Origin of the sequence: Streptomyces sp. NPDC102278, assembly GCF_044766345.1 — a bacterium.
Taxonomy (GTDB): domain Bacteria; phylum Actinomycetota; class Actinomycetes; order Streptomycetales; family Streptomycetaceae; genus Streptomyces.
The window spans coordinates 1-22,870 of record NZ_JBIWLV010000027.1 but is presented as its reverse complement, the minus strand read 5'-3'; the positions used below and the strand labels follow the sequence as shown (position 1 = coordinate 22,870).

Sequence of the window (22,870 nt, the reverse complement as noted above, 5' to 3'; positions counted from 1 at the left end):
GAGGAATCTTGAGCGAGTTCATGGTCGACGTCCAGGGCGTCCACAAGAGCTTCGGGCCGTTGGAGGTGCTGCGCGGCGTGGACCTGAGAGTGCGCGCCGGCGAGGTCACGGTGATCCTCGGCCCCTCCGGCTCGGGGAAGTCCACGCTCCTGCGCACCATCAACCACCTGGAGAAGGTCAATCGCGGCCGGATCAGCGTGGACGGCGAGCTCATCGGCTACCGCAGTGCCCGGGGCCGGCTGCACGAGCTGAAGGAGAAGGAGGTTCTGAAGCAGCGCACGCACATCGGGTTCGTCTTCCAGAACTTCAACCTGTTCCCCCACCTCACGGTGCTGGCCAATGTCGTCGAGGCGCCGCTCTCCGCGCTGCGCCGGCCGCGCACGAAGGCGGAGGAGACGGCCCGCAGGCTGCTGGACAGGGTCGGTCTGGCCGACCGGGCCGACGCCTACCCGCGACAGTTGTCCGGCGGTCAGCAGCAGCGGGTGGCCATTGCCCGCGCGCTCGCCCTCGAACCCAAGGTGCTGCTCTTCGACGAGCCGACCTCGGCGCTCGACCCGGAGCTGGTGGGTGAGGTCCTGGACGTCATCAAGGACCTGGCCCGCGCCGGAACGACCATGATCGTGGTGACCCACGAGATCGGCTTCGCGCGCGAGGTCGCCGACACCGTCGTGTTCATGGACGGCGGTGTCGTGGTCGAACAGGGCCCGCCCGCGGCCGTCCTGGACGCCCCCCGGCATGCCCGCACCCGCGCCTTCCTTGCCAAGGTGCTCTGAGCGGGTCGGGCCTCCGGGCCCCGGGGCGATCGCGAGCCCGCGGCCCACTTGCCGGCGCCTATCGTTTTTCGATAGGTTTCCATCGTTACTCGATCCGAGGTCCGAGGAGAGACGATGGGAAGACTGACGGTGCTCGCGCTGCGCGCCGTGCTCGTGATGCTGGCGGCCGGCACGGTGTTCGTACTGGGGGTGATGGTTCCGTTGCTCGCCACCGACCTGGAGGACCTCGACGCGGAGTACGCGCACCTGCGCGTCCCGCTCCTCGCCCTCACGGTTCTGGGCGTCGTCGCGATCCAGGTGGTGCTGGTGTGCGTGTGGCGCCTGGTGACGATGGTGAAACGCGGCACGGTGTTCTCCCACGCCGCGTTCCGATACGTGGACGTGGTGATGGGCAGTGTCGTCGCGGCCGCCCTGCTGGTGTTCGCCCTGGGAGTGGTCCTGGCGCCGGGCGAGGCCGTTCCGCCGGGCATGGTCCTGCTGATCGGCGGGGCCGGCACGGGGGTCCTGGGGGTCGCGCTCATCGTGCTCGTGCTCCGGATGCTGCTCGCGCAGGCCGTCGCCCGTGACGTGGAGGCGGCTCACCTGCGAGCCGAGCTGAACGAGGTCATCTGATGCCGATCGCCGTCGACATCGACGTGATGCTGGCCCGGCGGAAGATGTCCGTGGGCGAGCTCTCGGAGCGCGTCGGGATCACTCCGGCCAATCTGGCCGTGCTCAAGAACGGCCGCGCCAAGGCAGTGCGCTTCGCCACGCTCGCCGCGCTGTGCGAGGCGCTCGACTGCCAGCCCGGAGACCTGCTGCGCTGGGAACCCGACCGGTCCGACGCCGGCCCGTCCGACGCCGGCCCGTCCCAGCCTGACCTGCCCTGACCCATCCGCCCCGGCCCGACCCGGCCTGACCCGTCCGACCCGGCCCGTTCCGACCTGACTCGTCCGACCCCGACCGGCCCCCTTCCCGCGCCTGGCTGACGCGGGACGGGGGCCGGCGAGGGCTCAAGGCGAGGTGACGGCCTGTTCCAACAGGCCCCGCAGGACGCGCTGCTCCTGCGGGGTGAGGCCGGACAGCGGGGAGTCGACGGCGAGGAGCCCGAGGAGACGCGTCCGCAGCGCCGCGCCCTCGGCGGTGAGGACGAGGTGCTTGGCGCGGCGGTCGGTCGGGTGCGGACGCCGCTCGACCAGGCTCTGCTTCTCCAGCTTGTCGACGACGAAGGTGGTGTTGGAGGGCTCGCAACTCATGCGTTCGGCGAGTTCCCGCATGGTCATCGGCCCGCTCATCTCCCGCAGCGCGGTCGCCTGGGGCGCCGTGAGACCGAGGGTCGCGGCGCGCTCCCGTACGTGCTCCGCGATCCTCTGCGCCAGTCCGTTCACCAGACCGCACAGCTGTCGCTCGGCGATGGCCTGCATCTCGGGGGACGTCGTCATGTCATCAGTCTAGCAAGTCCATCAAGGCTACATATTTACAGCTTGAATGATTCGAACTTGATGCTTATGGTGGCGTCGTCGCCGCGGGAATCGCGACGACCTGACTACCACCTGACGACTACCTGCCGACGCATCACAGGAGAACTCCCATGATCGAACTGACGGTTGACGAAGGCATGCGACTGCGCCGGGCGGCGGGAATCCGCTCGATACGGCTGGGCGACACCAAGGTCTCGTACGTGCCGGACGGAGATGCGCAGCTCCGGCCGCTGCACCTGCTCCAGGACACCACCGCCGAGCTGTGGGCCGCACACCCGGAGTACCTGGACCCGACGGGCCACCTCGTGGCGAGCATGGGCGCCCTGCTGGTGGAACACGGCGGTCGCGCGCTCCTGATCGACACGGGCTTCGGGCCGCAGACGCTCCAGGCCCCGGACGGCCCTCTCGGCACGATCCACGGAGGTGCGCTCCTCGACAACCTGGCCGAACTCGGTCGCCGGCCCGAGGACATCGAAGCGGTGGCCTTCACCCACCTCCACTCCGACCACATCGGCTGGGCCTGCCATCCCGCCCCCGGCGGCGACCGGCCCGTGTTCGCCCACGCCGAGTACCTGATCTCCGAGCAGGAGTGGGACCGACGCGACCTCCTGGAGGAGCAGGGCATGGCCGAGCAGGCCGCGACCCTCGCACCGCACGTGCGTACCATTACGGACGGGCAGGAGATCTTCCCCGGGGTACGGGCGCGGATCACCCCCGGCCACACCGTGGGACACGCCGAGTACGTCATCACCGGAGGCGGCCGACGCCTGATCGCCTTCGGAGACGCCGTGCACTCGCCGATCCAGATCGACCACCCCGAGTGGTCCTCGGCCTTCGACCACGACCCGGCCCTGACCGCCGACCACCGTCGCCGGCTCGTCGCGGAGTTGGCGGAACCCGACACACTCGGCTTCGGCATCCACTTCGCCGACGTGGTGTTCGGCCACGTCCGTCAGGGAGGGACCGGCCCTGCGTGGCAGCCGGTGGACGCCTGACCCGACGGGGCGCCGCCGGAACGAAGTCGGTGCGGCGCCCCACCTCCAGAGCCGGAAAGGTCTCCGGGAACACTTCCGACACGGGTGTCCTACGCTGTGGCACGACGAGGACCACAGCGATCCGCCGCACGAGACCGAGGACGCCTGCCCGATGAGCCCGAAGCAGCAACGCGGGGAAGCCACCGTCGAACAGGTCCTGGACGCGGCGCTCCGCATCTACGCCTCGTCCGGGGAGAGCGGTCTCACGCTCGGCGCCATCACCAAGGCCAGCGGGGTCAGTTCCGGAAGCATCTACCACCACTTCGGCAGTCTCGATGGAGTGGTCGCCGCACTCGCGCACCGCTCGTTGGAGCAACTCCTGAGGACGTTGCTGACGGCGCTGACGGGGACGGCCGACGCCCGTTCCGGTATCCAAGCCGTCGTCCTGGCCTACCTGGACTTCGTACGGGCCCATCCGGACGCGGCCCGCCTCATGCACTCCGTCGCCGCGGACCGCGAGGGCATGGCCCACGCGGGGCAGATCCGTGACTCCCAGGAGGCCCGGCTGACACCGATCGCCCTCTGGATCCAGGGGCACCGGGAATCCGGCGAACTCGCCGAACTGTCCACCCCCATGATCGAGTCCCTCGTCATGGGTCCGGTCGTCGGCGCCGTCCGCCGCTGGCTGACCGTGGGGGATCTGGATCTGGAGGAAGCCGCCGGCGCACTGCCCGAACACATCTGGCGGTCGGTCCGCCGCTAGGGTCTGTCTTTCGGATCAGGCCGGGCCCGCGGCGCCCGATGGGCGGCGCGGGTCCGCTCGAACCTCGCGTCGCGTCGGCGATCGGGTACCGAGCCGGGTTCGGGCACTCATGTGACTGCTCGCACCGGGCGATCAGCCCGAAGCCGCACTCGATGCGTCCCGGAGCGCGTCAAGCGCGTCAGCCGCCTTCAGGGCTGCCTCGCGTGCCTTCTTCGCCCGTTGTTCGGCCCGGTCCTGGCGTCGGGTGGCCGTGTCGACATCTGGCGTGAGGCGATCGCGTTCCGCGCCCGCACGGGCGAGCTTCTCCTTCAGGGACGCGATCTCCTCTTCGAGGGCGGCGAGTCGGGCCCGTTGGTCGCTCAACTCGGCCTCCGCCTCCGCGAGTACGGCCTCGGCATGCTCCGCCTCCCCCGCCGCCCGCTCCGCCAACGCCTTTGCCTTCGTCTTCGCTTCGGCCTTCGCCTGGGCGGTTGCCTGAGCCCTCGACCGGGCCCGGGCCCGGGTCTCAGCCGAAGGCGGTGCGGGCGCGGTCGTCGATGTGCGCCGTGAGGTGGTGTCGGGCACGGGTTCCAGTCCGGCGAAGCCCACGGCCGCGTGTGGTGCCTTCACCAGGACACCTCCCACCCAGGCCTCGGCGGCATCGTGGTCGGTCAGGACGGCGTGGAGGATCTGCTCGACCTCATGCTGGACGCCCTCCGAGACCGGCTGTCCGGCCTCACCGGCCAGGACGCGGGCCTGGCGGGCCATCGCGGCGATCACCACGTGCTGCCGACCGGACAGTTCCCTCAGTTCCTCGCCCGCCAACGTCCGATGTGCCTCACGCAACGCCTGGCCGAGTTCGAGAAGCCGCCGGGCCTGAGCTTCGTCGGCGCGCGCGAGGAGGTTCGCGCACCAGGCGGCCAACGTGGGCTTGCGCAGCTCCGCGATGCGCTTCGCCACGGCACGCTCACCGGCCACACGCGCCTCGGACGCGCGGGCGTCCCGGGCCGCCGTGAACTCCTGGGGCCGCAATCCGTACAGCTCATGCGTCAGCGCGTCGACATCCACGCCACCACTCTCCCCCGCCGGCAGCGCTCCGTCACGGACCGACGCCGCCGTTGCGGCCGGCCACGGCGGCGGGCGAGGGGGCCACCGTCTCGCATCACCGTCACGATCGCCTGTCTCGGACCCTGACCCGGGGGCCCCAGGGGGCGCCGGCGGCGGTCACCGGAGAGGTGAGGCCCAGTGCCTTGTTGTCCTTGCCGTCCCCCAGGTGGTTGATCCGGCGTTCGTACCAGCTCAGGAAGTCATGGGCCGAGGAGACGTTCGGGCGCCGGAAGCCATCGGCATTGCCGGTGACCATGCGGCCGGTGATGGGCCGTTCACACCGATGAGGCACAGGTCGGTACAGCCCATCTCCGCGATGTGGAGGAACAGATTGCCTTGCAGCGCATCCAGGCAATTCGATGTGATGTTCGGCCTCGAAGATGTCCACCTGTGCGGAGCCGGGGCGGGGCCCAGGCGAAAGTCGTGACGCTCGGCGCCCATCGAATGACTGCGCTGCGCCTGGTACGGCACCTTCGCACGCTTGGAGCGTATGCGGGTCGTACGGGAGTCCATCGGGCACCGGGCCGGCCTCACAGAGCCAGCAGGATGGCAACCAGTGCGGTGGGCGGGAAGAGCATCGTGATGAAGTGGCTCACCGCAGTCCGCGTCATGCCCAGGACGAGGAACAACGCCAGTCCACCCACGAGCCATCCGACGAAGATCGGGATGGCCGTTTCCCAACCGGCCGTCTCCTCCTGCCGGGTGGTGGCCTCGAAGAACCACGGTCCGCCGATCATCATCATGACGAGCACGCTGCTCACGAGCAGGTTCCCCACCCCGACGATGACGGCCATCGGCCCGTCCGGCCGACGCCCACTCCCCCACAGCCGTATGCCGCTCATCGGGAAATCCTATCCAACCCGCACGACCGGCCCTCGGCCTGGCCGAGCTCTCCGTCGCCGGCTCGCGATCCCGAAGGGCGCACCGCGCGGCCATCTCCGGCGCGGAGGCCGGTTCCCTGTCCGGCCGGACCTGCACGCCCGGACCGTCACGCCCGGACCTTCACGCCCGGACCGTCACGCCCGGCCCGTCACGACGTTCCGCCACCCGGACCGTGCGCGGACTCCATCCCATGCACCTTCCCCCCGATCGCGACCTGCCGGCGCCGTCCGGTCGCGGTACGGCGCCCGCTCCTCACCCCGCGCGCCGGCTCCCGACGCCGTTCTGGGTGGTGTCGTTGTAGCGCAGCAGGTATGCGGCGAAGCGGTCCAAGTCTTCGCGCGGCCAGTCCACGAGCCGTTCGCGGAACATCTCGCGCCGATTGCGCGTCACCTGGGCCAGGACCGCCGCGCCCGCGGACGTGAGCTCCAGTACCTGTACCCGGTGGTCCGCGGCGTCGGCGCGGCGTTCGACCAACCCCGCCCGCTCCAGCGCCGCGACCTGGCGACTGACCGTCGACTTGTCCAGCGCGTAGTGGGCGGCGAGGTCCGCGGCCCGGCACCCCCGACGCTCCTCCAGGTGGCTGAGCAGCGTGAAGGACACCAGGGAGAGCTCCGGGTGCATCCGCGCGGCCGCCGCCCGCGCCCGCCGGGCGAAGGAGGTCATCTCGCGCTGAATCGTTTCTATGGCCGCGTCCCGGCGCTCCCCGTCCGGACCGCTCCCGCCTGCCGGCCCCGTGGCCCAAGCCGGCTCCGTGGCCCCGGCCAGGCCCGTGGTCCCTGCCGGCTGCCTGGTCCCGGTCGGGTCAGTCGTACCGGTTGTCTCCGTCGTCACAGTGACCTCCCTCGGTTTTAGTTGTATAGTACAACTGAAACGAAAGATGTATATACCAACTACTTGCCGACCCTGGCCGCACCCACGGCCCGCGCCGACTTCGGAGGTCCTGTCGCATGTCCGGTCGCACACCCGCACACCACCACGCCGGGGGCCCCGCCGCCCCCGGGACCCTGCGCGCCGCCGCCGAGGGTGTCGCCACCGGGCTGCGTGGTCCCGCGGTGCGTCACGTACTGACCCACCTGCTGACCCCGCTGCTGATGTGCCTCGGCATGGGCCTGGCGTACATGGGCGCCTTCGTCCACCCGGAGCCGCACCACATGCCGGTGGCGATCGTCGGCGAGGGCCCGCAGGCCATGGCCTTCGCGCAGACGGTCAAGAACGAGGCCGGCGACGCCCTCGACGTCCGGACGCTCGCCCACCGCTCCGACGCCGTCGCCGAACTCCGGGACCGCCACATCACCGGCGCCTACGTGCCGAGTGACTCGGCTCCCGAGCTGATCGTGGCCACGGCGGCCTCCGACACCGGCGCCACCGTGGTCGAGAAGATCTTCACACCGATCGCCGCAGGTCAGGGCGCCCCCCTCAAGGTCACCGATGTCGTCCGTAACGTCGACGACGACCCGACCGGCCAGGGGCTGTTCTTCCTCCTGGTCGCGGTCAGCATCGGTTCGTACGCCTCGGTGGCCGTCCTGGGCGGTGCGGGCGCCGCGCTGCGCATGTGGGGCCGCGCCCTCCTGGTCGTCAGGGTCTCCGGTGTCGTCAGCGCCATCGGCGCACTGCTGGCCGGGCCCGTCTTCCACCTGGCACACCACGGCCTCGCCGGGGTCTGGGGCCTGAGCTGGCTCTACTCCGCGGGCATCCTCTTCATCGGCGTCGGCCTGCACACCTTCCTCAAGCGGTGGACGACCCTCGCCATGATGGTGCTGTTCGTGATGCTCAACTTCACCAGCTCCGGCGGACTGTTCCGGCCCGAGCTGCAGAACGGGTTCTTCGGCGCCCTGCACTCCTTCTGGAACGGCGCCGGCTACGTGGGCGGCCTGCGCTCCATCCTCTACTTCGGCCACGACGGCCTGGTGCGCCAGGTCCTGACCCTCACCGCCTGGCTGCTCGTCGGCCTGGCCCTCACGGTCGCGGCCGCCGCGGCCGAACGGCGCCGCGCGACGAACGAGGCCGCGGCGGCCAAGGCCCTTCCTGTCCGGGCCGAGGAGGAAGAGGAGATGGAGGAGGCGGTCGGCGTCTGACACTCCCCCGGGCGCTCCTGCCCGTCGCGTCGCCCGTGCGGCACCCCACCAGGGGCCGCACGGGCGACGCGACGGGCGTGCGGGGAGAACCCCCGATGGGCGTGTCCGTGACCGCGCGTGCTCAGAGCGTCGTGGGGCCCTGCAGGATCTGGAGGTAGTTGCCCACCGGGTCCAGGACGGTGGAGAAGATCCATCCACCACCCACGTCCTCGACCGGTCGGACCCAGGTCACGCCGAGGGTGTCGAGGTGCTTCTCCGCCGCTCGGATGTCGCGCACCGTGATGTTGATCAGGTGCCTCCCGGGTTCGGCGGCCTTGTCCGCGACGTCGTCGCGCCGGTCGAATCCGATGATCGCCTGCTGCCCGATGACAAGCATGTGCTCGTCCCAGCGGGCGCCCAAGGGCTCCAGCGCGGCGCGGTACCACGCGATGAGCGGTGCGGGGTCCGCACTGCCGAGGATGATTCCCAGTCCGGTGATGTTGCTCGGGGCTGACATGGGTGAGCCTCTCCGTCGTTTCGTTCGTGCTCGTTGCGCCGCTGATGCGCGCTGTCGAAGTCATGACCGCCCGCGCCGGCGAAAGTCATCGGTCCCCGCGGCATCCATTCACCGGAGCGACTCCCGCCGCAGGCCCCCGCGCCCCGTCTCACACCCGGGCGCCCCGGCGTCCGGCGCGGGTCGGCAGGGGTGATGGCCCGTCAAGCTCCGATGTCAGTGGCTCCCCATAGTGTGAAGACATCACTCGGGGAGCACGGAGAAGGAGCAGAATCATGTCCGCAAACAAGATCCAGCACAAGGTGAATCACGTCGCGCTGGTCGTGGACTGTTCGGGTTCCATGCATCAGCATCAGGGTCAACTCATCCGTATCGTCGACGAGTTCGTGGCGGGCTTGAAGGCCGAGTCGGACAAGCTCGGCCACGAGACCCGGATCAGCCTCTACTCCTTCGACCACACCGTGGAGAACCTGGTCTGGGACATGGACGTGAAGCATCTGCCGTCCATGCGGGGCCTGTACAAGGTCAACAACGGCGCCACCGCCCTCATCGAGGCCTCTCTGAAGTCCCTGGACGACCTGGGCCACATCTGGGAGGCGTACGGCGAGCACAGCTTCCTCCAGATCGTGGTGACGGACGGCGAGGAGAACGCCTCCGGCGGCGACCGACGGCACGACGGCGACATGGCCATCCTCGGCCCCTGGCTCGACAAGATCGCGGCGAAGATGGGTGCGCTCCCGGGCCACTGGACGTCCGCGATCCTCGTTCCCAACTCCCTGGCCAAGCGAACCGCCCAGAACTACGGCTTCCCGGCCGGAAACATAGCCATCTGGGACGCGGATTCCCAGGCGGGCGTCGAGGAGGCGATCGGCACCGTGCGCGCTGCCGCCACCAGCTTCCTGCGTGGCCGCGAGAAGGGCGTGCGGGGCACGAAGAACCTGTTCACGGTCGGCCAGGACATATCGGTGGACGACGTGCGGGCGAAACTCGAACCGGTCCCGGCCGACAAGTACCGGCTCCTGAAGGTCGACACGGAGGTCGAGATTCGATCCTTCGTCGATTCGCATCCGGGCGTCACGTACGAACGCGGCTCCTGTTACTACCAGTTGGGTACGCGGGTCCAGGTCCAGCCCGACAAGGAAGTCGTCGTGGTGGAGAAGGACACCGACCGCGCGTACACGGGCGATGCGGCGCGCAGTCTTCTGTTCGGCACCGGCGTCCAGGGGACCGTCTCGGTGAAGGCGGGACACAATCCCAAGCTGGAGGTATACGTGCAGAGCCGGTCGGTGAACAGGAAGCTCAAGCCGAAGACGCGTCTACTCATCATGCTCTGACACGCGCGAGACGGGTGGGGAGCAAGCGGTTCAAGGGGCGGGATCGCTCGGCGCACCGCCGTGAGCTCGGCCCACTCAAGGGGCGGCCGGCTCACGTGTAGTCGTACGTCATACCGATGCCGAGGGTGCTCTGCGTCGGGAGGAGCCCGGCGCCGACGATGTCGAGCACCGGCGGGACGAGAAGCTCCGCCAACCGTGCCGTCTCGGCGACCGTGAGTGCCCTCCAGGGTGCCGCGGCGAGCTCGTCGGTGAGCTTCTCGATCGAAGTACGCACCCGCAGGCCCCCCTCGGTGATTCGGCCGTCCGCTTCCAACAGGCCGCGGCGGGCGAGACGTTCGCGCGCGGCGCTCCACTCCTCGTCGGTCCACTGCCTGCTGCTGAACACCTCTTCCGGTGCGGCGCCGGCGGCGGCGTGTGAGACCAGGGCCTCGGTCGGGCCGATGTCGTGCGCCTGGAGGGCGACGACATGACCGTCACCCCGGTGTTCACGCAGGATGGTGGCGGCCTGCCAGAGCATGAGGTGGGGCTCCTCGGGCCACGGCAGCGCGGCGTTCGCGGCGGCCATCGGGCGGCCTGCGGTGTCCGCCGACTCGGCGGCTCGGCGGGCGAGTTCCGCGGCTTCGCGCAGGTCCGGCGAGCCGATCCGGTCACCGAGGAGCTTGCGCAGCGCCCGGTCCACGCCGGCGCTCCGTGCCTCCAGGACCCGTTCGACCGAGGCCGTGCGCCAGGCCGTCGCGGTGTGGCGCTCCACCATCCGCGGGCTGAGGCTGTAGAACAACGCGTTCACCACGTGCGGGCCTACCGGGCCCAATGGGGCGGCCCGGTAGGCGAAGTAGCTCGGCCAGCGCTCGTCGGTGGCGTAACCCAGCGCCGCCGCCTGCTCGAACGCCTCCGGCGCGTAGTAGAGCGTGGCGTGTACCGGCTCAAGCAGTTGCCACAATTGTCGGATCGTGCCGAGGCCGCGCGTCATGTCGATTCCCTCGCTGTCACCAGTCGTCGCCACTGCCGCTGCCCCAGTCGCGCATCCAGAACTTGACACTGCCTAGATTGCGAGGTCGTCGCCATCCTGTCAATGCCTAGATGTGGGGTAACCTGCCATCCATGGCCGCGACCCCCACGTACCATCACGGAGACCTGCGCCGGGCCGTCATCCGCGCCGCGCTCCAGGTCATCGGCAGCGACGGTGTCGCGGCGATCAGCCTTCGCGACCTCGCCCGCCGAGCCCGGGTCTCGCACGCCGCACCCGCCCACCACTTCAAGGACAAGGCCGGACTGCTGACGGCGATCGCCACCGAAGGTTTCGACCTGTTGGCCGACGCGCTGACCTCGGTGCCGCCCGACACCGCGCGCAAGCTGCGCGAAATGGGGGCGCGGTACGTCGAGTTCGCCGTCGGGCACCCCGCCCACTTCGAGGTGATGTTCCGACCTCAACTGCTGCACGGTGACGACCCGGAACTGACCGCCGCCAAGGAGCGCGCCTCCCGGGCTCTGCGCTCCGGCATCGAGGAACTGCCCGGCGCGTTGCGCCCAGACGCGCGACGCGCCGGTCTGGCGGCCTGGTCGCTCGCCCACGGCTTCGCGGCCCTCCAGCTCAGCGGCAGCCTCCCGGCCCTGGACGACGACCCCTCCGAGACCTTCCGCACGCTCTTCGCGAACCACCCCGCGACGGAACTGTCGTAGGACCCGTCTCCGACGTTTCACCCGACGCCTTGGTGGCGTCGGGGCCCGGGCCGGCCGCACGCCGATCCGATCACCGATTGGTCAGAGAATCGGACTGGTTTGTCTTCATTTGGCAATCTTGGGGCGTTTTGCCAGAAAACTCTTCGCGGGCGGGCCAAAGTATGGGTTCCCGGCAGCAAGCCGGGGACCCGCACGTCCTTGAGGTGACATCTTCATGTCTGCTTCTCGCAGCACCCGCCGCGTCATCGCCACCCTCGTGGCCTCCGTCGCCGCTCTCGCGTCCGCCGCCCTCCCGGCGGCAGCCGACGGCCACGGCCGTGACCACGGCGCGACCGGCAAGCACTCCACGATCACGATCGGCAAGGTGCAGTACGACAGCCCCGGCCGCAACGACCGCAGCAACCGCAGCCTGAACGGCGAGTGGGTCGAGGTGAAGAACACCGGCAGGAAGTCCGTTGAACTGCGCGGCTACACGCTGACCGACAAGCAGGGCAACCGCTACCGCTTCCGCGGCCTGCTCCTCGGCGGCCACTCCGCCGTCAAGGTCCACACCGGCAAGGGCAGGAACACCCTGCGTGACGTCTACCAGGACCGGACGAACTACGTCTGGGACCAGCGCGACTCCGCCACCCTGCGCAACGACCACGGTCGCATCCTGGACAGCAAGAACTGGGGCCCCGGCAAGGGCCGCGGCGCTCACCACAGCGGCCGCTAGGTCCTGTCACCACCCGGCCCGCGAGCCACGCGGGTCGACGCGTCGGGCCCCCGTCCCTGGCAGGGAGGGGGGCCCGACGCGTTCGCCGGTCCACGGCCGGCAGCGCGTGCCACCACGACGCGGCTCCTCTCGGATCGCGACGGCCGGGCGGGTCTCGACGTGGCCGGCACCATCGGCGCCGTGGTAGCCGCGCGCTACGCGCGTGGAGATCGACGTCGCACCAGACCACCCGGCGTTCCGGCAGTCCCTGGGCGAACTCGGGGACCGTGCTCTCCCCCCGCCCGGTCGATCCGGAGGGCCGCGACGAGTGCCCTCGCGGTCGAAGGGGGCGACGTCCGCCATTCTCCGGCGGCGACCCGAGGCCGCCGACAGGGCTCGGAAGTGACCGCCGGTCCCGACCCGCTCGACGGCCCGCGCGAACCGTCCTGCACCATGGTCCGGTGATCTCCCCACCCCTCAACCGTGCCCGCACCGGCGCCGAGTCGGCAAGCGCCCGGCTGGTGGCGGCCGGGGCCGCGGTTCTCATCGTCGGCGCCGGGCTGGGGCTCAGGATCGTGGCAGCGGGGAGCGTGGCCAAGTACGGCGGAGACGCGCTCTACACCGTGCTGCTCCTCGCCCTGTTCGTCGCGGTCGCGCCGCGCGCAACGCCCTTGCGGGCCGCCGCGGTTGCCTTGGCGACCAGTTGGGCGGTCGAATTCCTCCAGCTCGGCACGGTCCCTGCGGAACTCTCCGAGCGCAGCACCATCGCCCGCCTCGTCCTCGGGTCCACCTTCAATCCCCCGGACCTGTTCTGGTACACGGTGGGCGCGGCACTCGGCTGCCTCGTCCACACCTCACTGGTCTCGTTGACGCGACGCCGGCGCCGGCGGGCGGCGGGGCGCCCCGAGCCCGTCTGACCGGCGGCCGCCTCCCGCCCCGGGCCCGCGTCAACGTCGCGGCGGCGGTGACCGCGCCGGTGCGGGCGTTTGCCCTCCGGCGATCTCGGACAGTGCCAGGATGGACGGCACGCGCCGCGACCCCGACTCGGGGAGGACGAGATGACCACGCCAGAGGCCGCGGGACCCAGGTTGCCGCCGGACCATCCGCCGAAATCCCCACCGCCACAGCCGCGACCCGCGCAGCCGCCGCGGCCCACGCCCGACACGAAGACCGACCAGGTGGCCGTGGGGGCACGGCCACGCATGCAGATCAGGAACCGTCGGACAGCCGGCCTGACGTTCGCGGCGAACCGGTGGGCAGCGGGGAAGGCCGCCGACGAGGCGCTGGCGAAGGCGCGCTCCTGGGGGTATGCGTCCCTGGACGCGGAGGACTTCACGGTGGCGGCACACATCCTCGTCGACACGGCCGTCGCCGACGGGGGCAAGCGGGTGAGTCTTCACCTCGCCGACCAGGACCGGAAGATCCTGATGGTGGCGCTCAGTCACCGGCCCGGCGCCCCGGAGGACGCGGTGCTGGCCGAACTCGCGGCCGTACGTGCCGTGGACAGTTGCGGCACCGACGCCGCCCCCGACGGACGCCGCGTCTGGGCGCTGCTCGACACGACACCCCGTCCGCGCCGTACGCCCGGGGCAACGGCGTGACACCGCGGCCCGCGAACCGCTGAATCGCGACGCCGCAGCGTGGTGGCCGGCCTCCGCAGCCGGCTCTCCGGCCTGGCCCCCCCCGCCGGCTCGCCCTCACGGTCGTCGGCCGGGCGTTGAAGGCCTGACCCGATCAGGCGGGTACGCGCGGATCACGGGGCGGACGGGGCCTGGTCCGCGCCGGCGGGTGCGATGTTCTGGTTGGCGTGGAAGAAGTTGTCCGGGTCGTACGTCCGCTTGATCGCCGCCAGCTTGTCGTAGTGGTCGCGGTACGTCGCGCGCACCCGGTCCTGGTCCTCCCCCGCCCCGATGAAGTTCACGTACGTGCCGCCCATCGAGTGCGGGCGCAGTTCCTCCCAGTAGTCCACGGCCCACTGCCGGATCAGCTCCGCGTTCGCCGGGTCCGGGTCGATGCCGCCGATCACGCCCGACCAGACGGCGTCGCGGTAGGCCCATGCCGTGTCGTCCTTGCCGACCCGGGCCGCGGCCCCGTCGATCGGGTAGAGGTGCATGGTCGACAGGCCGGTCGGGAGGTTCTCGGCGTACTTGAGGTGGACGTCCAGCGCCCCGTCGGTGATCCGGTCGAAGAAGTGCCCGCGCCAGTACCACTGCAAGCCCTTGGGGATCAGCTCGTCGAACATGGTCTGCAGGGCGGGGTACGGCATCGGGGTCGTGAAGTGGAAGGCGGGCGGCCCCGGTTCGCTCACGCGGGCCAGGACGTCGCCGAGGTCGTCGGGATCACCGGTCCAGCACCAGATGACCGCGCACATCTTGTGCCCGTGGATCTCCTCGGGGAACGGCGGGCCCGGCGGTACCGCCAGCGCCGCGAAGAAGCCGTTCAGCTCCACGGGCGCCGCCGGCAGGAACTCCCGGTACCAGCGCAGCACTTCGCGCGTGGCGTCGACCGGCCAGAGCGTGATGGACACGCCCACCGTGTCGACCGGGTGCAGTCGGAAGGTGAAGGAGGTCACCACGCCGAAGTTCCCACCGCCGCCCCTCAGCGCCCAGAACAGGTCCGGGTGCTCCGTGGCGTTCGCCGTGACGAAGGTGCCGTCGGCGAGCACCACGTCCGCGGCGAGCAGGTTGTCTATGGTCAGGCCGAACCTGCGGGTGAGGTGGCCGTGTCCGCCTCCCAGGGTCAGGCCGCCGACTCCGGTCGTCGACATGATCCCGGTGGGCGTGGCCAGGCCGAAGCCGTGGGTCGCGTGGTCGAGGTCGCCGATTTGGGTGCCCCCGCCCACGATGGCGGTCCTCGCCTGTGGATCCACACGGGCCCAGCGCATCGGCGACAGGTCGAGGGTGATTCCGCCGTCGAGCAGACACAGACCGGGACCGCTGTGGCCCCCGCCGCGCACGGCGATGTCGAGGCCGCTGTCACGTATCAAGCCGATCGCGGCCTTCACGTCCGCCGCGTCCGCGCACCGCACGAAGCCGGCCGGGCGACGGTCGATCATCGCGTTGTAGAGCTTGCGGGTCTCGTGGTACTCCGGGTCTTGCGGGCCGATGACGGGGCCGCGCAGTGCGGTCCGCATCGCCTCCAGCGTGGTGGCGTTCATGGCGGTCTCCTGACAGCGGGCCCTTCCAGCGTCCCGCCGTACGGTCGGCGCCGCAATCGGGCGCGGCCGGGCACCGCCCCCCGGCCTCTCGGGCCTGGCCGGAGAAGTCCGAGAGCGCGGCCCGTCCGCGCCCCGTTCGGGTGCGGTCGGCTCGCGCGCGGCGGCGGACCACAGTGTCGTGGTGCGAAGGAACGCGCACCGCGCTGTGCACGGCATCGCACCGTCGGCCGCGACGGGCGCCCGACGGTGAGGGAGAACCGCGGAGCATGTCCATACCCGGATCCATGAGAGGCCGCCGCCGGCACTACGCGGCGACGCTCGCCGTGACGGCCGTAGGCTCCACGCTCTTCCTCGGCCCGACGCTCGCCCCGGCCGACGGCATGCCGTCGCCGTCGGTGACCGCGTCCGCGTCGACGGCGGGCACGGGGCGACTGGACTGGCGTCCCTGCGTAGCCGGCAGCCCGTTCGACTGCGCGACCTTCAAGGTGCCGCTGGACCACGCCGCACCCCGTGGACGCCAGATCGACCTGGCGGTGGTCCGGCGGAAGGCCACCGACCCGGGACGGCGCGTCGGCACCCTCTTCTTCAACCCGGGCGGCCCCGGCGGCCCCGGGACGGTACAGATGCCCGCCAACTACACGGCTTTCCCCCGGGAGCTGCGGGAGCGGTTCGACATCGTCAGTTGGGATCCCCGCGGCATCGGCAACAGCACCGCGGTGAACTGCTTCGACAGCCCGGAGAAGGCCGCCGCCTGGGCCGCGGGCAAACCGGCCGGCTTCCCGGTGGGCGCGAAGCAGCGGGCGTCCTGGATCGCCGCCTACAAGGATCTGGGCCGGCGGTGCCGGGACACCGACCCGGAACTCCTGCGCCACGTGTCGACCGCGGACACCGCTCAGGACCTCGAACTGCTCCGCCGCGCGGCGGGCGAGCGGCGGCTCAACTACCTCGGGGTCTCCTACGGCACCTTCCTGGGCGCCACCTACGCGAACCTGTTCCCCGACAAGGTCCGCGCCATGGTCCTGGACAGCAACATCGACCCGCAGGCCTGGACGGACCACGCCGCACGGGGCGAACCGCGTTCCACGACGCTCCTGCGCATGGGTTCGGATCGTACGGCGGCGGCGACGCTGGACCGGTTCCTCGCCCTGTGTGGATCCACCACGACCGCCCGTTGCGCCTTCTCCGCCGGCGATCCGAAGGCGACCCGCGAGAAGTTCGACGGGCTGACGAGGCGCCTGCGGGAGCGCCCGGTGGGCGAGTGGACGTACTCCAGGACGATCGCCGACGTGGTGAGCGGCCTCTACATCGTCCACCCGGGGTGGACGGATCTCGCGGGTCGGCTCCAGGATCTGTGGCGGGGCCGCGTGCCAGGGCAGCCGGTGTACCCTCCTCCGCCCCCGGTCGCCCAGCCGAATCCGTACCTGGGTGACGAGCAGGCGGCCGCCGTGTGGTGTGGCGACAGCCCCAATCCGCGCGACCCCGCCGTCTACCACGCGCTGGAGCGGGACAGCGCCGCCCGTGCGGGCGACGCCGGTCGGTACTGGACGTGGGCCGCGGAGCCGTGCGCCGGCTGGCCGGCCCGCTCCGCGAACCGCTACCGGGGTCCGTGGGACAGGGCCACGGCTCACCCCGTGCTGGTGGTCGGCACCACGTACGACCCCTCCACGCCCTACTCCGACGCCCAGGCCATGTCCAGGGAACTCGCCAACGCCCGCCTCCTCACCCACGACGGGTACGGGCACACCGCGCTGTTCAACAACTCCAGCAGTTGCGTGAACTCGTACGAGAGCCGCTACTTCGTCGACGGCGCCCTCCCGCCGCCGGGAACGACGTGCCGACCCGACACGCTGCCCTTCGCCTCGCCCCGGCCCCACGCGGGCGTCGCCGCCGGGGCGTTCCGGAGCGGATGACACCTCCCCGGGATCCTCCCGGCGCCCGGAACCACGCCTGCGCGCGCGACGAGGGGACATACTGGGGTTCCACGCGCGGGAGCCTCTTCGGGGCCCCACGCATCGGGCCGGGCGGGTGGCGGCGCCTCACTGCCGAGACTTCGAGGGGAGCCGTTCATGACAACGGCGAAAGACCTGTTCATCCTCGCCATGGAGCGGCAGGTGAACCAGTCCGTGGGGCAGGGCGACCTGTCGCTCGCGCTCGCGGGAGCCGAGCTGATCGATCTCATCGGCGCGCACACCGTCACCCTGGAGGGCGACCGGATCGTGCCGGAGCCGCAGCAGTCACCCTCGGCGGACGACCCTTTCCTGGGCGAGGCAGCGGAGTCGCTCGCTCGCCACGTGCCGTACGAGCGGGTCGAGGAGTGGCTTTGGCGCAGGGGCAGCGACCTCGCCGGGAACTATCAGGCCGCTCTGGAGAAGGAGGGTCAACTGGCCCCGCGACGCGGGGGTTTGTCGCCCTTCGGCGCCGCACGCCTGGAGCTGGTCGATTCGCCTGCCCGGCGCCATGCGCTGAGCCGCTGGGAGGCCGCCGAGCCCGTCCTCGTCGCCCTCGCCTCGGTCGTGGGCATCGAGGGTGAGCCGTCCGAGGACGAGCCGCGCCTCGACGACGACGCGGTGACGACCGTGCTGGCCGTCGTCAACGACGCCGTGATGGAACTGGAAGCCGTACGCCAGAGGCGGTCCATCGAGAACTCGGCCTTCGCCAACCTCTGGCGGGGCCCGTGACGGCAACGCACGCGGAACCGGGCCGTGAGTGGACGGCACCGGGGTCGATCGGGTGGACGTGCGGCTGAACGGGTGAACCCGGCGAACCGGCGCAACCTGTGCGGGGCCCGGGCGTTGATCAAGGCACTTGTCACCGTCCGCTCGTGCACCAGAGAGATCAATGATGATTAAGAAGATGATGGCCACCGCCGCCGCTACCGCCTCCATCCTCGGTGCGGGTGCCGCCGTTGCCGCCCCGGCCATGGCCATCGGCAACGACAACGGGGTCAACACCGTCAACGGCAACGGTGCCTCGCAGATCTACGGCAACCAGAAGACCAGCGGCAACCAGAGCCCGCAGCTCAGCCTCGTCCAGGGCACCCTGAACAAGCCCTGCATCGGCCTGCCGGCCAAGGTCAACGCCCAGTCCCTGGTGGCCGTGATCGCCAACATCGGTGTCCAGGACGTCAACGTCCTGTCCAACCCGCAGAACCAGCAGTGCGCCGAGAACTCCACCCAGGCCAAGGGCGACGAGCCGCTCTCGCACATCCTGGACAACATCCCGGTCCTGTCCGGCAACGTCTCGGCCGGCAGCTGAGGCACCGCTCCCCCACCGGCCGGGGCCTCCGACGCCTGCGCGAGTGCCCACGAGGCCCCGGCTTGCTCATCCCGATCCACGGCTTCGCATCGTTCGCCGGCGCGTACCACGCGCCGCCCGAGGGGCCGTTCAGGCGGGATACCCACTGGCACGCAGAGGAGCCTCCCACCCTTCACGGGGTGGGAGGCTCCTCCGTGTGCGCGACGTCCTCTCCCGATGGACACCGCGATGCGGCAACCCTGAAGCGCCGGGGAACCGCCAGCGTCATAATCGGCGCATGCTGAACATCGGATCGGTCGTGTTGGGTGTGTCGGACGTACGGCGCGCGGTCGCGTTCTGGACGCGGGCCCTGGCGTACGTGCCGCGCGACGAGGTGAAGGAGGACTGGGCCGTGCTGATGCCCGCGACGGGGGCCGGAGTTCACCTCGCGCTCGGCCTGAGTCGGACGCCGGTACAGGAGGAGCCTCGGACCCATCTGGACCTGTACGCGGGGGACGCGGCCGAGCAGGTGGCCGAGGTGGCGCGGCTGGTGTCCCTGGGCGCCGAGCGGGTCGACTGGGACCTCTACCCCGCCGACCCCGACTTCGTCGTCCTCGCCGACCCCGACGGCAACCGCTTCTGTGTCATCGACACGAGCCACGGCTGAGGAGGGGTCGATGGCCGTACGCCGTGTCGTGCCGAACATCGTTTCCGAGGCCGCGCGGGAAAGCCGCGAGTTCTACGGGCTGTTGGGTTTCGAGGAGGTCATGAACCACGGTTGGATCATGACGCTGGCCTCACCGTCCAGTCCGACGGCGCAGATCAGTTTCATGAGCGCCGACAAGAGCGCCCCGGTCAACCCCGACCTGAGCATCGAGGTGGACGACGTGGACGCGGCCTACGCGGCCGTGTTGGAACAAGGCGCCGAGATCGTCCACCCCTTGCAGAACGAGGAGTGGGGGGTCAGGCGCTTCCTGGTCCGCGATCCCAACGGCCAGGTCGTCAACGTGCTCGGTCACGCCTGACGTCCGAGGTTCCCCGGTGGGGTCGGATCAGAACGCGAAGACGGCGTTTCCGTTCAGGGTCGCGGACATGGCGCAGGCGTTGGAGAAGGTGTGCTTCCAGGCGAGGCGGCTGCCCTGCCACACGCCGTCCACGGCGACGGTGACCGGGTCGTAGTGCATCGGACACGCGCGGCCGGGGTCGGGGGCGGCCAGCAGGCGGTCGAAGGACCCGCCGGTGGCCTTGAGGGTCGTACAGGCGGCCTTGGGGTCGGGGTGCGTGCCCTGCGCGCTCGGGGCGCAGCTGAGGGTGGACGCCCGGAGCACGGTCGCCGCGGCGTCGTCTCCCTGGGCGACGGAGAAGACCAGGGCGGACGGGGCGTACAGGCTCGCGGGCTGTGCCTCCGCCACGCCGGCGACGCCGGCAAGGCTGAGGAGGGCAGCGGCAGAGACGGTGGCGAAGCGGTGACGCACGACAAGCTCACTTTCGATTCAAAGGTTGAGCGCGATGGATGTTTGCACTCTCGCGCTTCGATGTGGTCAACCCTGTCGGATCCGAAGGGGAGTTGCACATCGATGGCCGCTTTACGGACACCCTGTTCACATATCGGCGACCGAATGGTCGTTCGGGCAGCTCAGGCGGGACGTGCGCCCTCCGTAGCCGTGCGCCGACACATGGTCACCTCGCGCGCGACGTGCCTTCTTGAGTCGTCTGACCTGCCGTCGGCCGTGCGCGGTTCACCGGACGGTCATTCAGCTTGGCCGGATCGCCACCGTCCGCGTACCCGGCGAGCGGGGCGGGCACCGCGCCGCTCGGGCGGGTCCCGCCCGGAGGGGTGTAGCGCGTCGTCGGGGCGAGTGGACCCCTGTGACCTGCCGCTTCACGGCCGGACGGGCGTGGCGCGCAGGGTGGGGCGTAGGCCGTTCGGCGGCAGGACGAGATGTCGTCCCGCCGCGTCGGGACTACGTTCCGCTGGTATGACGTACGCACCGCGCCCCCACGAGTCCGGTCCCAGTCGCCGCGCCCTGCTCGTCGCCGGCGCGGGGGCAGGGGCCGCTCTCGCCGCCGGCTGCGCACCCGGGGGCGCGGGTGGCGCTCCCGCGCCCACCTCCAGTGGCTCCACCGGCGCGGCCGCGAATGGCTCCACTCCCGGTGCCATGACGCTCTTCGAGGACCCGGCGTACAACTTCAACGGTCTCCTCGCGCTGGGCGCCGCCGGGGCCGGAGCCAGTGAGGTCGGCGAGGTCCTCACCGCCGTGAACGCGATCAACCAGGCCGGCCTCTCCGCGCAGACGTACGTCGAGACGTTCCGCAAGCTCGGCGACAAGCTTCTGAAGCCGCCGCCGGGAGCGCCGGCCGACGACCAGACCAAGCGGTTCCGGGCGCTGCGTGCCGCCCAGTACTACGGGCAGGCACTGTTCTTCGTCCTCGGCTCCAAGGATCCGGGGACGGAGGAGCAGCTGTACAAGTCGGGGCGCGGCGCCTGGGACGCGTTCTGCGACCGGTGCGAGCCCGCCCCGGTCAAGGCCTCGGTCCCGTACGGCACGACACCGTTGCCGGTGTGGTTCTTCCGCCCCGACGAGTCGAACGCTCCCCGCCCCACCGTGATCCTGACCAACGGGAGTGACGGGCAGAACGTCGACATGTGGACCTACGGCGTGCCGGCGGCACTGGACCGCGGTTGGAACGCGCTCGTCTACGACGGGCCGGGTCAGGGGCAACTGCTCTTCGTCGACCGGGTGGTGTTCACCCCCACCTGGGAGAAGGTCGTCAGCCCGCTTGTCGACTGGCTGTCCGCCCGCCCCGACGTGGACGCCACCAAGATCGCACTGACCGGTCTGAGCATGGCGGGGGACCTCGCTCCCCGGGCTGCGGCCTTCGAGCACCGGATCGCCGCGTTGGTGGCCATGCCGGGTTGCGTCGAACCGTGGCTGGGCTTCCCGCCGGAGATCCGGGAGATCCTCACTCCCGACAAAGGGGAGACGAACGACATCTGGAACAAGAAGGTCGTTCCCGAACTGCCGCCGGACGCGGCCGCCGTGATGAAGAAGCGCTTCGAGCCCTTCTCCGTACCGGCGATGCTCGAAGCCCGGCAGGGCAAGCTGTTCACCGACTTCTACACCCCCGCCACCCGCATCCAGGCACTGGCCATCACCTCGGTCGTCAGCCGCATCAAGGCACCCACCCTGGTCCTGGACTACGACGACGAACAGTTCTACCCCGGCCAGCCCCGCCAGATGTACGACAAGCTCACCTCGCCCAAGGACTATCTGAAGCTGACCGCCGCGGAGGGCGCACAGCTCCACTGCTCACCCATGGCCCCACAGCTGCACTGCGAGGTCGTCTTCGACTGGCTCCAGGACACGCTGTCGGGCAACTGACCCCGCCCCCGAGCGGGCCGGCGGCCGGTGGTACCAATTCCTACGTGAACGAACAGACTCAAGGCTCGACCGTCCGCGTGTTCATAGCGCTCGCTCCGCCCGACGACGCGAAGGACGAGCTGGCACGGGAGCTGGGGCCGGCTTACGAGGCGTACCCCCGCATGCGGTGGAACCGCATCGAGGACTGGCACATCACCCTGGCGTTCCTGGGGGAGCTGCCGGTCGCGACGGTGCCGCTGCTGCGGGCGCCGTTGGCCGGGCTGGCGGCGGCGCGTCGCCCCGTACGCCTGGCCATGCGCGGCGGCGGGCACTTCGACGAGCGGGTGCTGTGGAGCGGGATCGAGGGGGACCTGGACGGGCTGCACCGGCTCGCCGGCGAGGTGCGGGGCGTGGTCAGGGAGTGCGGTGTGGACTTCGAGGAACGGCCGCTGCGCCCGCACCTGACGCTGGCCAGGTCCCGTCGCGACGATCCCTCCAGTGTCGTGAAGGCGGCCGCCGGACTCGCCGGGTTCACCGGGCGTTGGTGGCAGGCGCGGCGCCTGCACCTGGTGGGCAGCAACATCGGGCGCGGCCCGGGAGCGATCCACTACCGCGACATCGAGGCGTGGAGCTTCGAGGGGCACTGACCGGGAGCCGGGCGCGGGCCTCCGGCGGGAGGGGGCGCCGTCGGGGCGCGGTCGCGCCGGGCCCCGACGGTGGAGGTGGGGGCCGGTTCCAAGAGCCCCTCGCGAGGTGATTCGGAGCGGTGCCCCGGTGGGATGGGTGCGTGTCAGAGACGGTCTGTCTGGCCGGCGAGCATTCCGGTGCGCAGGCGGGTGAGGGTGCGGGTCAGGAGGCGGGAGACCTGCATCTGGGAGATGCCGAGTTCGGCGCCGATCTCGG

General features: G+C 70.8%; 28 protein-coding genes. 18 read left to right on the top strand and 10 right to left on the bottom strand.

Annotated elements, in window-relative coordinates:
• The first annotated feature begins 8 nt into the window (after positions 1-8).
• The 3 genes from ACIRO3_RS34850 to ACIRO3_RS34840 all read left to right on the top strand — a co-directional run bounded on the left by ACIRO3_RS34850 (position 9) and on the right by ACIRO3_RS34840 (position 1,642).
• Complete coding sequence (locus tag ACIRO3_RS34850; RefSeq protein ID WP_404143527.1) at positions 9-773, top strand: amino acid ABC transporter ATP-binding protein; 765 nt, start codon at positions 9-11, stop codon at positions 771-773.
• 114 nt (positions 774-887) lie between these two features.
• Positions 888-1,385, top strand: a complete 498-nt coding sequence (locus ACIRO3_RS34845; protein WP_404143526.1) for a DUF2975 domain-containing protein — start codon at positions 888-890, stop codon at positions 1,383-1,385.
• A complete protein-coding gene (locus ACIRO3_RS34840) occupies positions 1,385-1,642 on the top strand; it encodes a helix-turn-helix domain-containing protein (protein WP_404143524.1) in 258 nt (85 codons plus the stop codon). Before ACIRO3_RS34845 ends, ACIRO3_RS34840 begins: the two co-directional genes overlap by 1 nt.
• 123 nt (positions 1,643-1,765) lie before the next feature.
• Here ACIRO3_RS34840 and ACIRO3_RS34835 read toward each other — a convergent pair whose 3' ends face one another.
• Positions 1,766-2,194, bottom strand: coding sequence for a MarR family winged helix-turn-helix transcriptional regulator (locus tag ACIRO3_RS34835; protein WP_404143522.1), 429 nt, complete (start codon positions 2,192-2,194; stop codon positions 1,766-1,768).
• 149 nt (positions 2,195-2,343) lie between these two features.
• Here ACIRO3_RS34835 and ACIRO3_RS34830 point away from each other — a divergent pair, with 149 nt between their 5' ends.
• Positions 2,344-3,228: an MBL fold metallo-hydrolase gene (locus tag ACIRO3_RS34830; RefSeq protein ID WP_404143520.1), complete on the top strand. Its 885-nt coding sequence runs from the start codon at positions 2,344-2,346 to the stop codon at positions 3,226-3,228.
• A gap of 151 nt (positions 3,229-3,379) precedes the next feature.
• Complete coding sequence (locus tag ACIRO3_RS34825; protein ID WP_404143518.1) at positions 3,380-3,970, top strand: TetR/AcrR family transcriptional regulator; 591 nt, start codon at positions 3,380-3,382, stop codon at positions 3,968-3,970.
• Positions 3,971-4,102: 132 nt separating this feature from the next.
• On the opposite strand, the gene ACIRO3_RS34820 is transcribed toward ACIRO3_RS34825, so the two are convergent.
• The 4 genes from ACIRO3_RS34820 to ACIRO3_RS34805 form a co-directional block, all read right to left on the bottom strand.
• A complete protein-coding gene (locus ACIRO3_RS34820; protein WP_404143517.1) occupies positions 4,103-5,017 on the bottom strand; it encodes a hypothetical protein in 915 nt (304 codons plus the stop codon).
• Between the two features lie 100 nt (positions 5,018-5,117).
• A complete protein-coding gene (locus tag ACIRO3_RS34815; protein ID WP_404143516.1) occupies positions 5,118-5,312 on the bottom strand; it encodes a hypothetical protein in 195 nt (64 codons plus the stop codon).
• A gap of 274 nt (positions 5,313-5,586) precedes the next feature.
• Positions 5,587-5,898 carry a hypothetical protein gene (locus tag ACIRO3_RS34810; RefSeq protein ID WP_366149885.1) on the bottom strand — a complete coding sequence of 104 codons (312 nt, stop codon included), beginning with the start codon at positions 5,896-5,898 and terminating at the stop codon, positions 5,587-5,589.
• Positions 5,899-6,190: 292 nt separating this feature from the next.
• Complete coding sequence (locus ACIRO3_RS34805) at positions 6,191-6,601, bottom strand: MarR family winged helix-turn-helix transcriptional regulator (RefSeq protein ID WP_366001606.1); 411 nt, start codon at positions 6,599-6,601, stop codon at positions 6,191-6,193.
• Between the two features lie 428 nt (positions 6,602-7,029).
• Here ACIRO3_RS34805 and ACIRO3_RS34800 point away from each other — a divergent pair, with 428 nt between their 5' ends.
• Entirely contained in the window at positions 7,030-8,013 is a 984-nt protein-coding gene (locus tag ACIRO3_RS34800; RefSeq protein ID WP_404143605.1) for a hypothetical protein, read from the top strand.
• Positions 8,014-8,134: 121 nt separating this feature from the next.
• Here ACIRO3_RS34800 and ACIRO3_RS34795 read toward each other — a convergent pair whose 3' ends face one another.
• On the bottom strand, positions 8,135-8,509 hold the full coding sequence (locus ACIRO3_RS34795) for a VOC family protein (protein WP_366001278.1): 375 nt from the start codon (positions 8,507-8,509) through the stop codon (positions 8,135-8,137).
• Positions 8,510-8,781: 272 nt separating this feature from the next.
• Here ACIRO3_RS34795 and ACIRO3_RS34790 point away from each other — a divergent pair, with 272 nt between their 5' ends.
• Positions 8,782-9,840 carry a VWA domain-containing protein gene (locus ACIRO3_RS34790; RefSeq protein WP_404143513.1) on the top strand — a complete coding sequence of 353 codons (1,059 nt, stop codon included), beginning with the start codon at positions 8,782-8,784 and terminating at the stop codon, positions 9,838-9,840.
• A gap of 91 nt (positions 9,841-9,931) precedes the next feature.
• On the opposite strand, the gene ACIRO3_RS34785 is transcribed toward ACIRO3_RS34790, so the two are convergent.
• Positions 9,932-10,810, bottom strand: coding sequence for a hypothetical protein (locus ACIRO3_RS34785; protein ID WP_404143511.1), 879 nt, complete (start codon positions 10,808-10,810; stop codon positions 9,932-9,934).
• Between the two features lie 131 nt (positions 10,811-10,941).
• Here ACIRO3_RS34785 and ACIRO3_RS34780 point away from each other — a divergent pair, with 131 nt between their 5' ends.
• The 4 genes from ACIRO3_RS34780 to ACIRO3_RS34765 all read left to right on the top strand — a co-directional run bounded on the left by ACIRO3_RS34780 (position 10,942) and on the right by ACIRO3_RS34765 (position 13,815).
• Positions 10,942-11,520: a TetR/AcrR family transcriptional regulator gene (locus ACIRO3_RS34780; RefSeq protein ID WP_404143509.1), complete on the top strand. Its 579-nt coding sequence runs from the start codon at positions 10,942-10,944 to the stop codon at positions 11,518-11,520.
• A 214-nt stretch (positions 11,521-11,734) separates the two neighbouring features.
• Positions 11,735-12,235 carry a lamin tail domain-containing protein gene (locus tag ACIRO3_RS34775; protein WP_361786778.1) on the top strand — a complete coding sequence of 167 codons (501 nt, stop codon included), beginning with the start codon at positions 11,735-11,737 and terminating at the stop codon, positions 12,233-12,235.
• A gap of 440 nt (positions 12,236-12,675) precedes the next feature.
• Positions 12,676-13,131, top strand: a complete 456-nt coding sequence (locus tag ACIRO3_RS34770) for a DUF2809 domain-containing protein (protein WP_404143507.1) — start codon at positions 12,676-12,678, stop codon at positions 13,129-13,131.
• Positions 13,132-13,416: 285 nt separating this feature from the next.
• The gene (locus ACIRO3_RS34765; RefSeq protein ID WP_404143506.1) at positions 13,417-13,815 is read left to right on the top strand and encodes a hypothetical protein; all 399 of its coding nucleotides are present in this window, start codon (positions 13,417-13,419) and stop codon (positions 13,813-13,815) included.
• Positions 13,816-13,967: 152 nt separating this feature from the next.
• On the opposite strand, the gene ACIRO3_RS34760 is transcribed toward ACIRO3_RS34765, so the two are convergent.
• Complete coding sequence (locus ACIRO3_RS34760; RefSeq protein WP_404143504.1) at positions 13,968-15,371, bottom strand: FAD-binding oxidoreductase; 1,404 nt, start codon at positions 15,369-15,371, stop codon at positions 13,968-13,970.
• Positions 15,372-15,637: 266 nt separating this feature from the next.
• Between ACIRO3_RS34760 and ACIRO3_RS34755 the strand changes: the two genes are divergently transcribed.
• The 5 genes from ACIRO3_RS34755 (at position 15,638) to ACIRO3_RS34735 (ending at position 19,630) form a co-directional block, all read left to right on the top strand.
• Positions 15,638-17,281 carry an alpha/beta hydrolase gene (locus ACIRO3_RS34755; RefSeq protein WP_404143502.1) on the top strand — a complete coding sequence of 548 codons (1,644 nt, stop codon included), beginning with the start codon at positions 15,638-15,640 and terminating at the stop codon, positions 17,279-17,281.
• A 156-nt stretch (positions 17,282-17,437) separates the two neighbouring features.
• Positions 17,438-18,049: a GPP34 family phosphoprotein gene (locus ACIRO3_RS34750; RefSeq protein WP_404143500.1), complete on the top strand. Its 612-nt coding sequence runs from the start codon at positions 17,438-17,440 to the stop codon at positions 18,047-18,049.
• Between the two features lie 163 nt (positions 18,050-18,212).
• Positions 18,213-18,626 (top strand): rodlin, encoded by a 414-nt coding sequence (locus tag ACIRO3_RS34745; protein ID WP_404143603.1) that lies wholly within the window; start codon positions 18,213-18,215, stop codon positions 18,624-18,626.
• Between the two features lie 277 nt (positions 18,627-18,903).
• Positions 18,904-19,272: a VOC family protein gene (locus tag ACIRO3_RS34740; protein ID WP_404143498.1), complete on the top strand. Its 369-nt coding sequence runs from the start codon at positions 18,904-18,906 to the stop codon at positions 19,270-19,272.
• A 10-nt stretch (positions 19,273-19,282) separates the two neighbouring features.
• Positions 19,283-19,630 carry a VOC family protein gene (locus tag ACIRO3_RS34735; protein WP_404143496.1) on the top strand — a complete coding sequence of 116 codons (348 nt, stop codon included), beginning with the start codon at positions 19,283-19,285 and terminating at the stop codon, positions 19,628-19,630.
• A gap of 27 nt (positions 19,631-19,657) precedes the next feature.
• On the opposite strand, the gene ACIRO3_RS34730 is transcribed toward ACIRO3_RS34735, so the two are convergent.
• Positions 19,658-20,080: a subtilase-type protease inhibitor gene (locus tag ACIRO3_RS34730; RefSeq protein ID WP_404143494.1), complete on the bottom strand. Its 423-nt coding sequence runs from the start codon at positions 20,078-20,080 to the stop codon at positions 19,658-19,660.
• A gap of 504 nt (positions 20,081-20,584) precedes the next feature.
• Between ACIRO3_RS34730 and ACIRO3_RS34725 the strand changes: the two genes are divergently transcribed.
• The gene (locus ACIRO3_RS34725) at positions 20,585-21,988 is read left to right on the top strand and encodes an alpha/beta hydrolase family protein (protein WP_404143492.1); all 1,404 of its coding nucleotides are present in this window, start codon (positions 20,585-20,587) and stop codon (positions 21,986-21,988) included.
• 44 nt (positions 21,989-22,032) lie between these two features.
• On the top strand, positions 22,033-22,614 hold the full coding sequence (gene thpR / locus ACIRO3_RS34720) for an RNA 2',3'-cyclic phosphodiesterase (RefSeq protein WP_404143490.1): 582 nt from the start codon (positions 22,033-22,035) through the stop codon (positions 22,612-22,614).
• 143 nt (positions 22,615-22,757) lie between these two features.
• On the opposite strand, the gene ACIRO3_RS34715 is transcribed toward thpR, so the two are convergent.
• The coding region (locus tag ACIRO3_RS34715; RefSeq protein WP_361786802.1) for a sigma factor-like helix-turn-helix DNA-binding protein at positions 22,758-22,870 on the bottom strand (113 nt) is incomplete at its 5' end.

Bases quoted from the DNA above. Each gene is read 5' to 3' on its own strand.
- ACIRO3_RS34830 (WP_404143520.1), top strand. From the start codon at position 2,344: ATGATCGAACTGACGGTTGACGAAGGCATGCGACTGCGCCGGGCGGCG.
- ACIRO3_RS34800 (WP_404143605.1), top strand. From the start codon at position 7,030: ATGTGCCTCGGCATGGGCCTGGCGTACATGGGCGCCTTCGTCCACCCG.
- ACIRO3_RS34845 (WP_404143526.1), top strand. From the start codon at position 888: ATGGGAAGACTGACGGTGCTCGCGCTGCGCGCCGTGCTCGTGATGCTG.
- ACIRO3_RS34750 (WP_404143500.1), top strand. From the start codon at position 17,438: ATGACAACGGCGAAAGACCTGTTCATCCTCGCCATGGAGCGGCAGGTG.
- ACIRO3_RS34765 (WP_404143506.1), top strand. From the start codon at position 13,417: ATGCAGATCAGGAACCGTCGGACAGCCGGCCTGACGTTCGCGGCGAAC.
- ACIRO3_RS34825 (WP_404143518.1), top strand. From the start codon at position 3,380: ATGAGCCCGAAGCAGCAACGCGGGGAAGCCACCGTCGAACAGGTCCTG.
- ACIRO3_RS34790 (WP_404143513.1), top strand. From the start codon at position 8,782: ATGTCCGCAAACAAGATCCAGCACAAGGTGAATCACGTCGCGCTGGTC.
- ACIRO3_RS34780 (WP_404143509.1), top strand. From the start codon at position 10,942: ATGGCCGCGACCCCCACGTACCATCACGGAGACCTGCGCCGGGCCGTC.
- ACIRO3_RS34810 (WP_366149885.1), bottom strand. From the start codon at position 5,898: ATGAGCGGCATACGGCTGTGGGGGAGTGGGCGTCGGCCGGACGGGCCG.
- ACIRO3_RS34725 (WP_404143492.1), top strand. From the start codon at position 20,585: ATGACGTACGCACCGCGCCCCCACGAGTCCGGTCCCAGTCGCCGCGCC.
- ACIRO3_RS34815 (WP_404143516.1), bottom strand. From the start codon at position 5,312: ATGGTCACCGGCAATGCCGATGGCTTCCGGCGCCCGAACGTCTCCTCG.
- ACIRO3_RS34785 (WP_404143511.1), bottom strand. From the start codon at position 10,810: ATGACGCGCGGCCTCGGCACGATCCGACAATTGTGGCAACTGCTTGAG.
- ACIRO3_RS34740 (WP_404143498.1), top strand. From the start codon at position 18,904: ATGCTGAACATCGGATCGGTCGTGTTGGGTGTGTCGGACGTACGGCGC.
- ACIRO3_RS34755 (WP_404143502.1), top strand. From the start codon at position 15,638: ATGTCCATACCCGGATCCATGAGAGGCCGCCGCCGGCACTACGCGGCG.
- ACIRO3_RS34775 (WP_361786778.1), top strand. From the start codon at position 11,735: ATGTCTGCTTCTCGCAGCACCCGCCGCGTCATCGCCACCCTCGTGGCC.
- ACIRO3_RS34795 (WP_366001278.1), bottom strand. From the start codon at position 8,509: ATGTCAGCCCCGAGCAACATCACCGGACTGGGAATCATCCTCGGCAGT.
- ACIRO3_RS34760 (WP_404143504.1), bottom strand. From the start codon at position 15,371: ATGAACGCCACCACGCTGGAGGCGATGCGGACCGCACTGCGCGGCCCC.
- ACIRO3_RS34840 (WP_404143524.1), top strand. From the start codon at position 1,385: ATGCCGATCGCCGTCGACATCGACGTGATGCTGGCCCGGCGGAAGATG.
- ACIRO3_RS34735 (WP_404143496.1), top strand. From the start codon at position 19,283: ATGGCCGTACGCCGTGTCGTGCCGAACATCGTTTCCGAGGCCGCGCGG.
- ACIRO3_RS34835 (WP_404143522.1), bottom strand. From the start codon at position 2,194: ATGACGACGTCCCCCGAGATGCAGGCCATCGCCGAGCGACAGCTGTGC.
- ACIRO3_RS34805 (WP_366001606.1), bottom strand. From the start codon at position 6,601: ATGACCTCCTTCGCCCGGCGGGCGCGGGCGGCGGCCGCGCGGATGCAC.
- ACIRO3_RS34745 (WP_404143603.1), top strand. From the start codon at position 18,213: ATGATTAAGAAGATGATGGCCACCGCCGCCGCTACCGCCTCCATCCTC.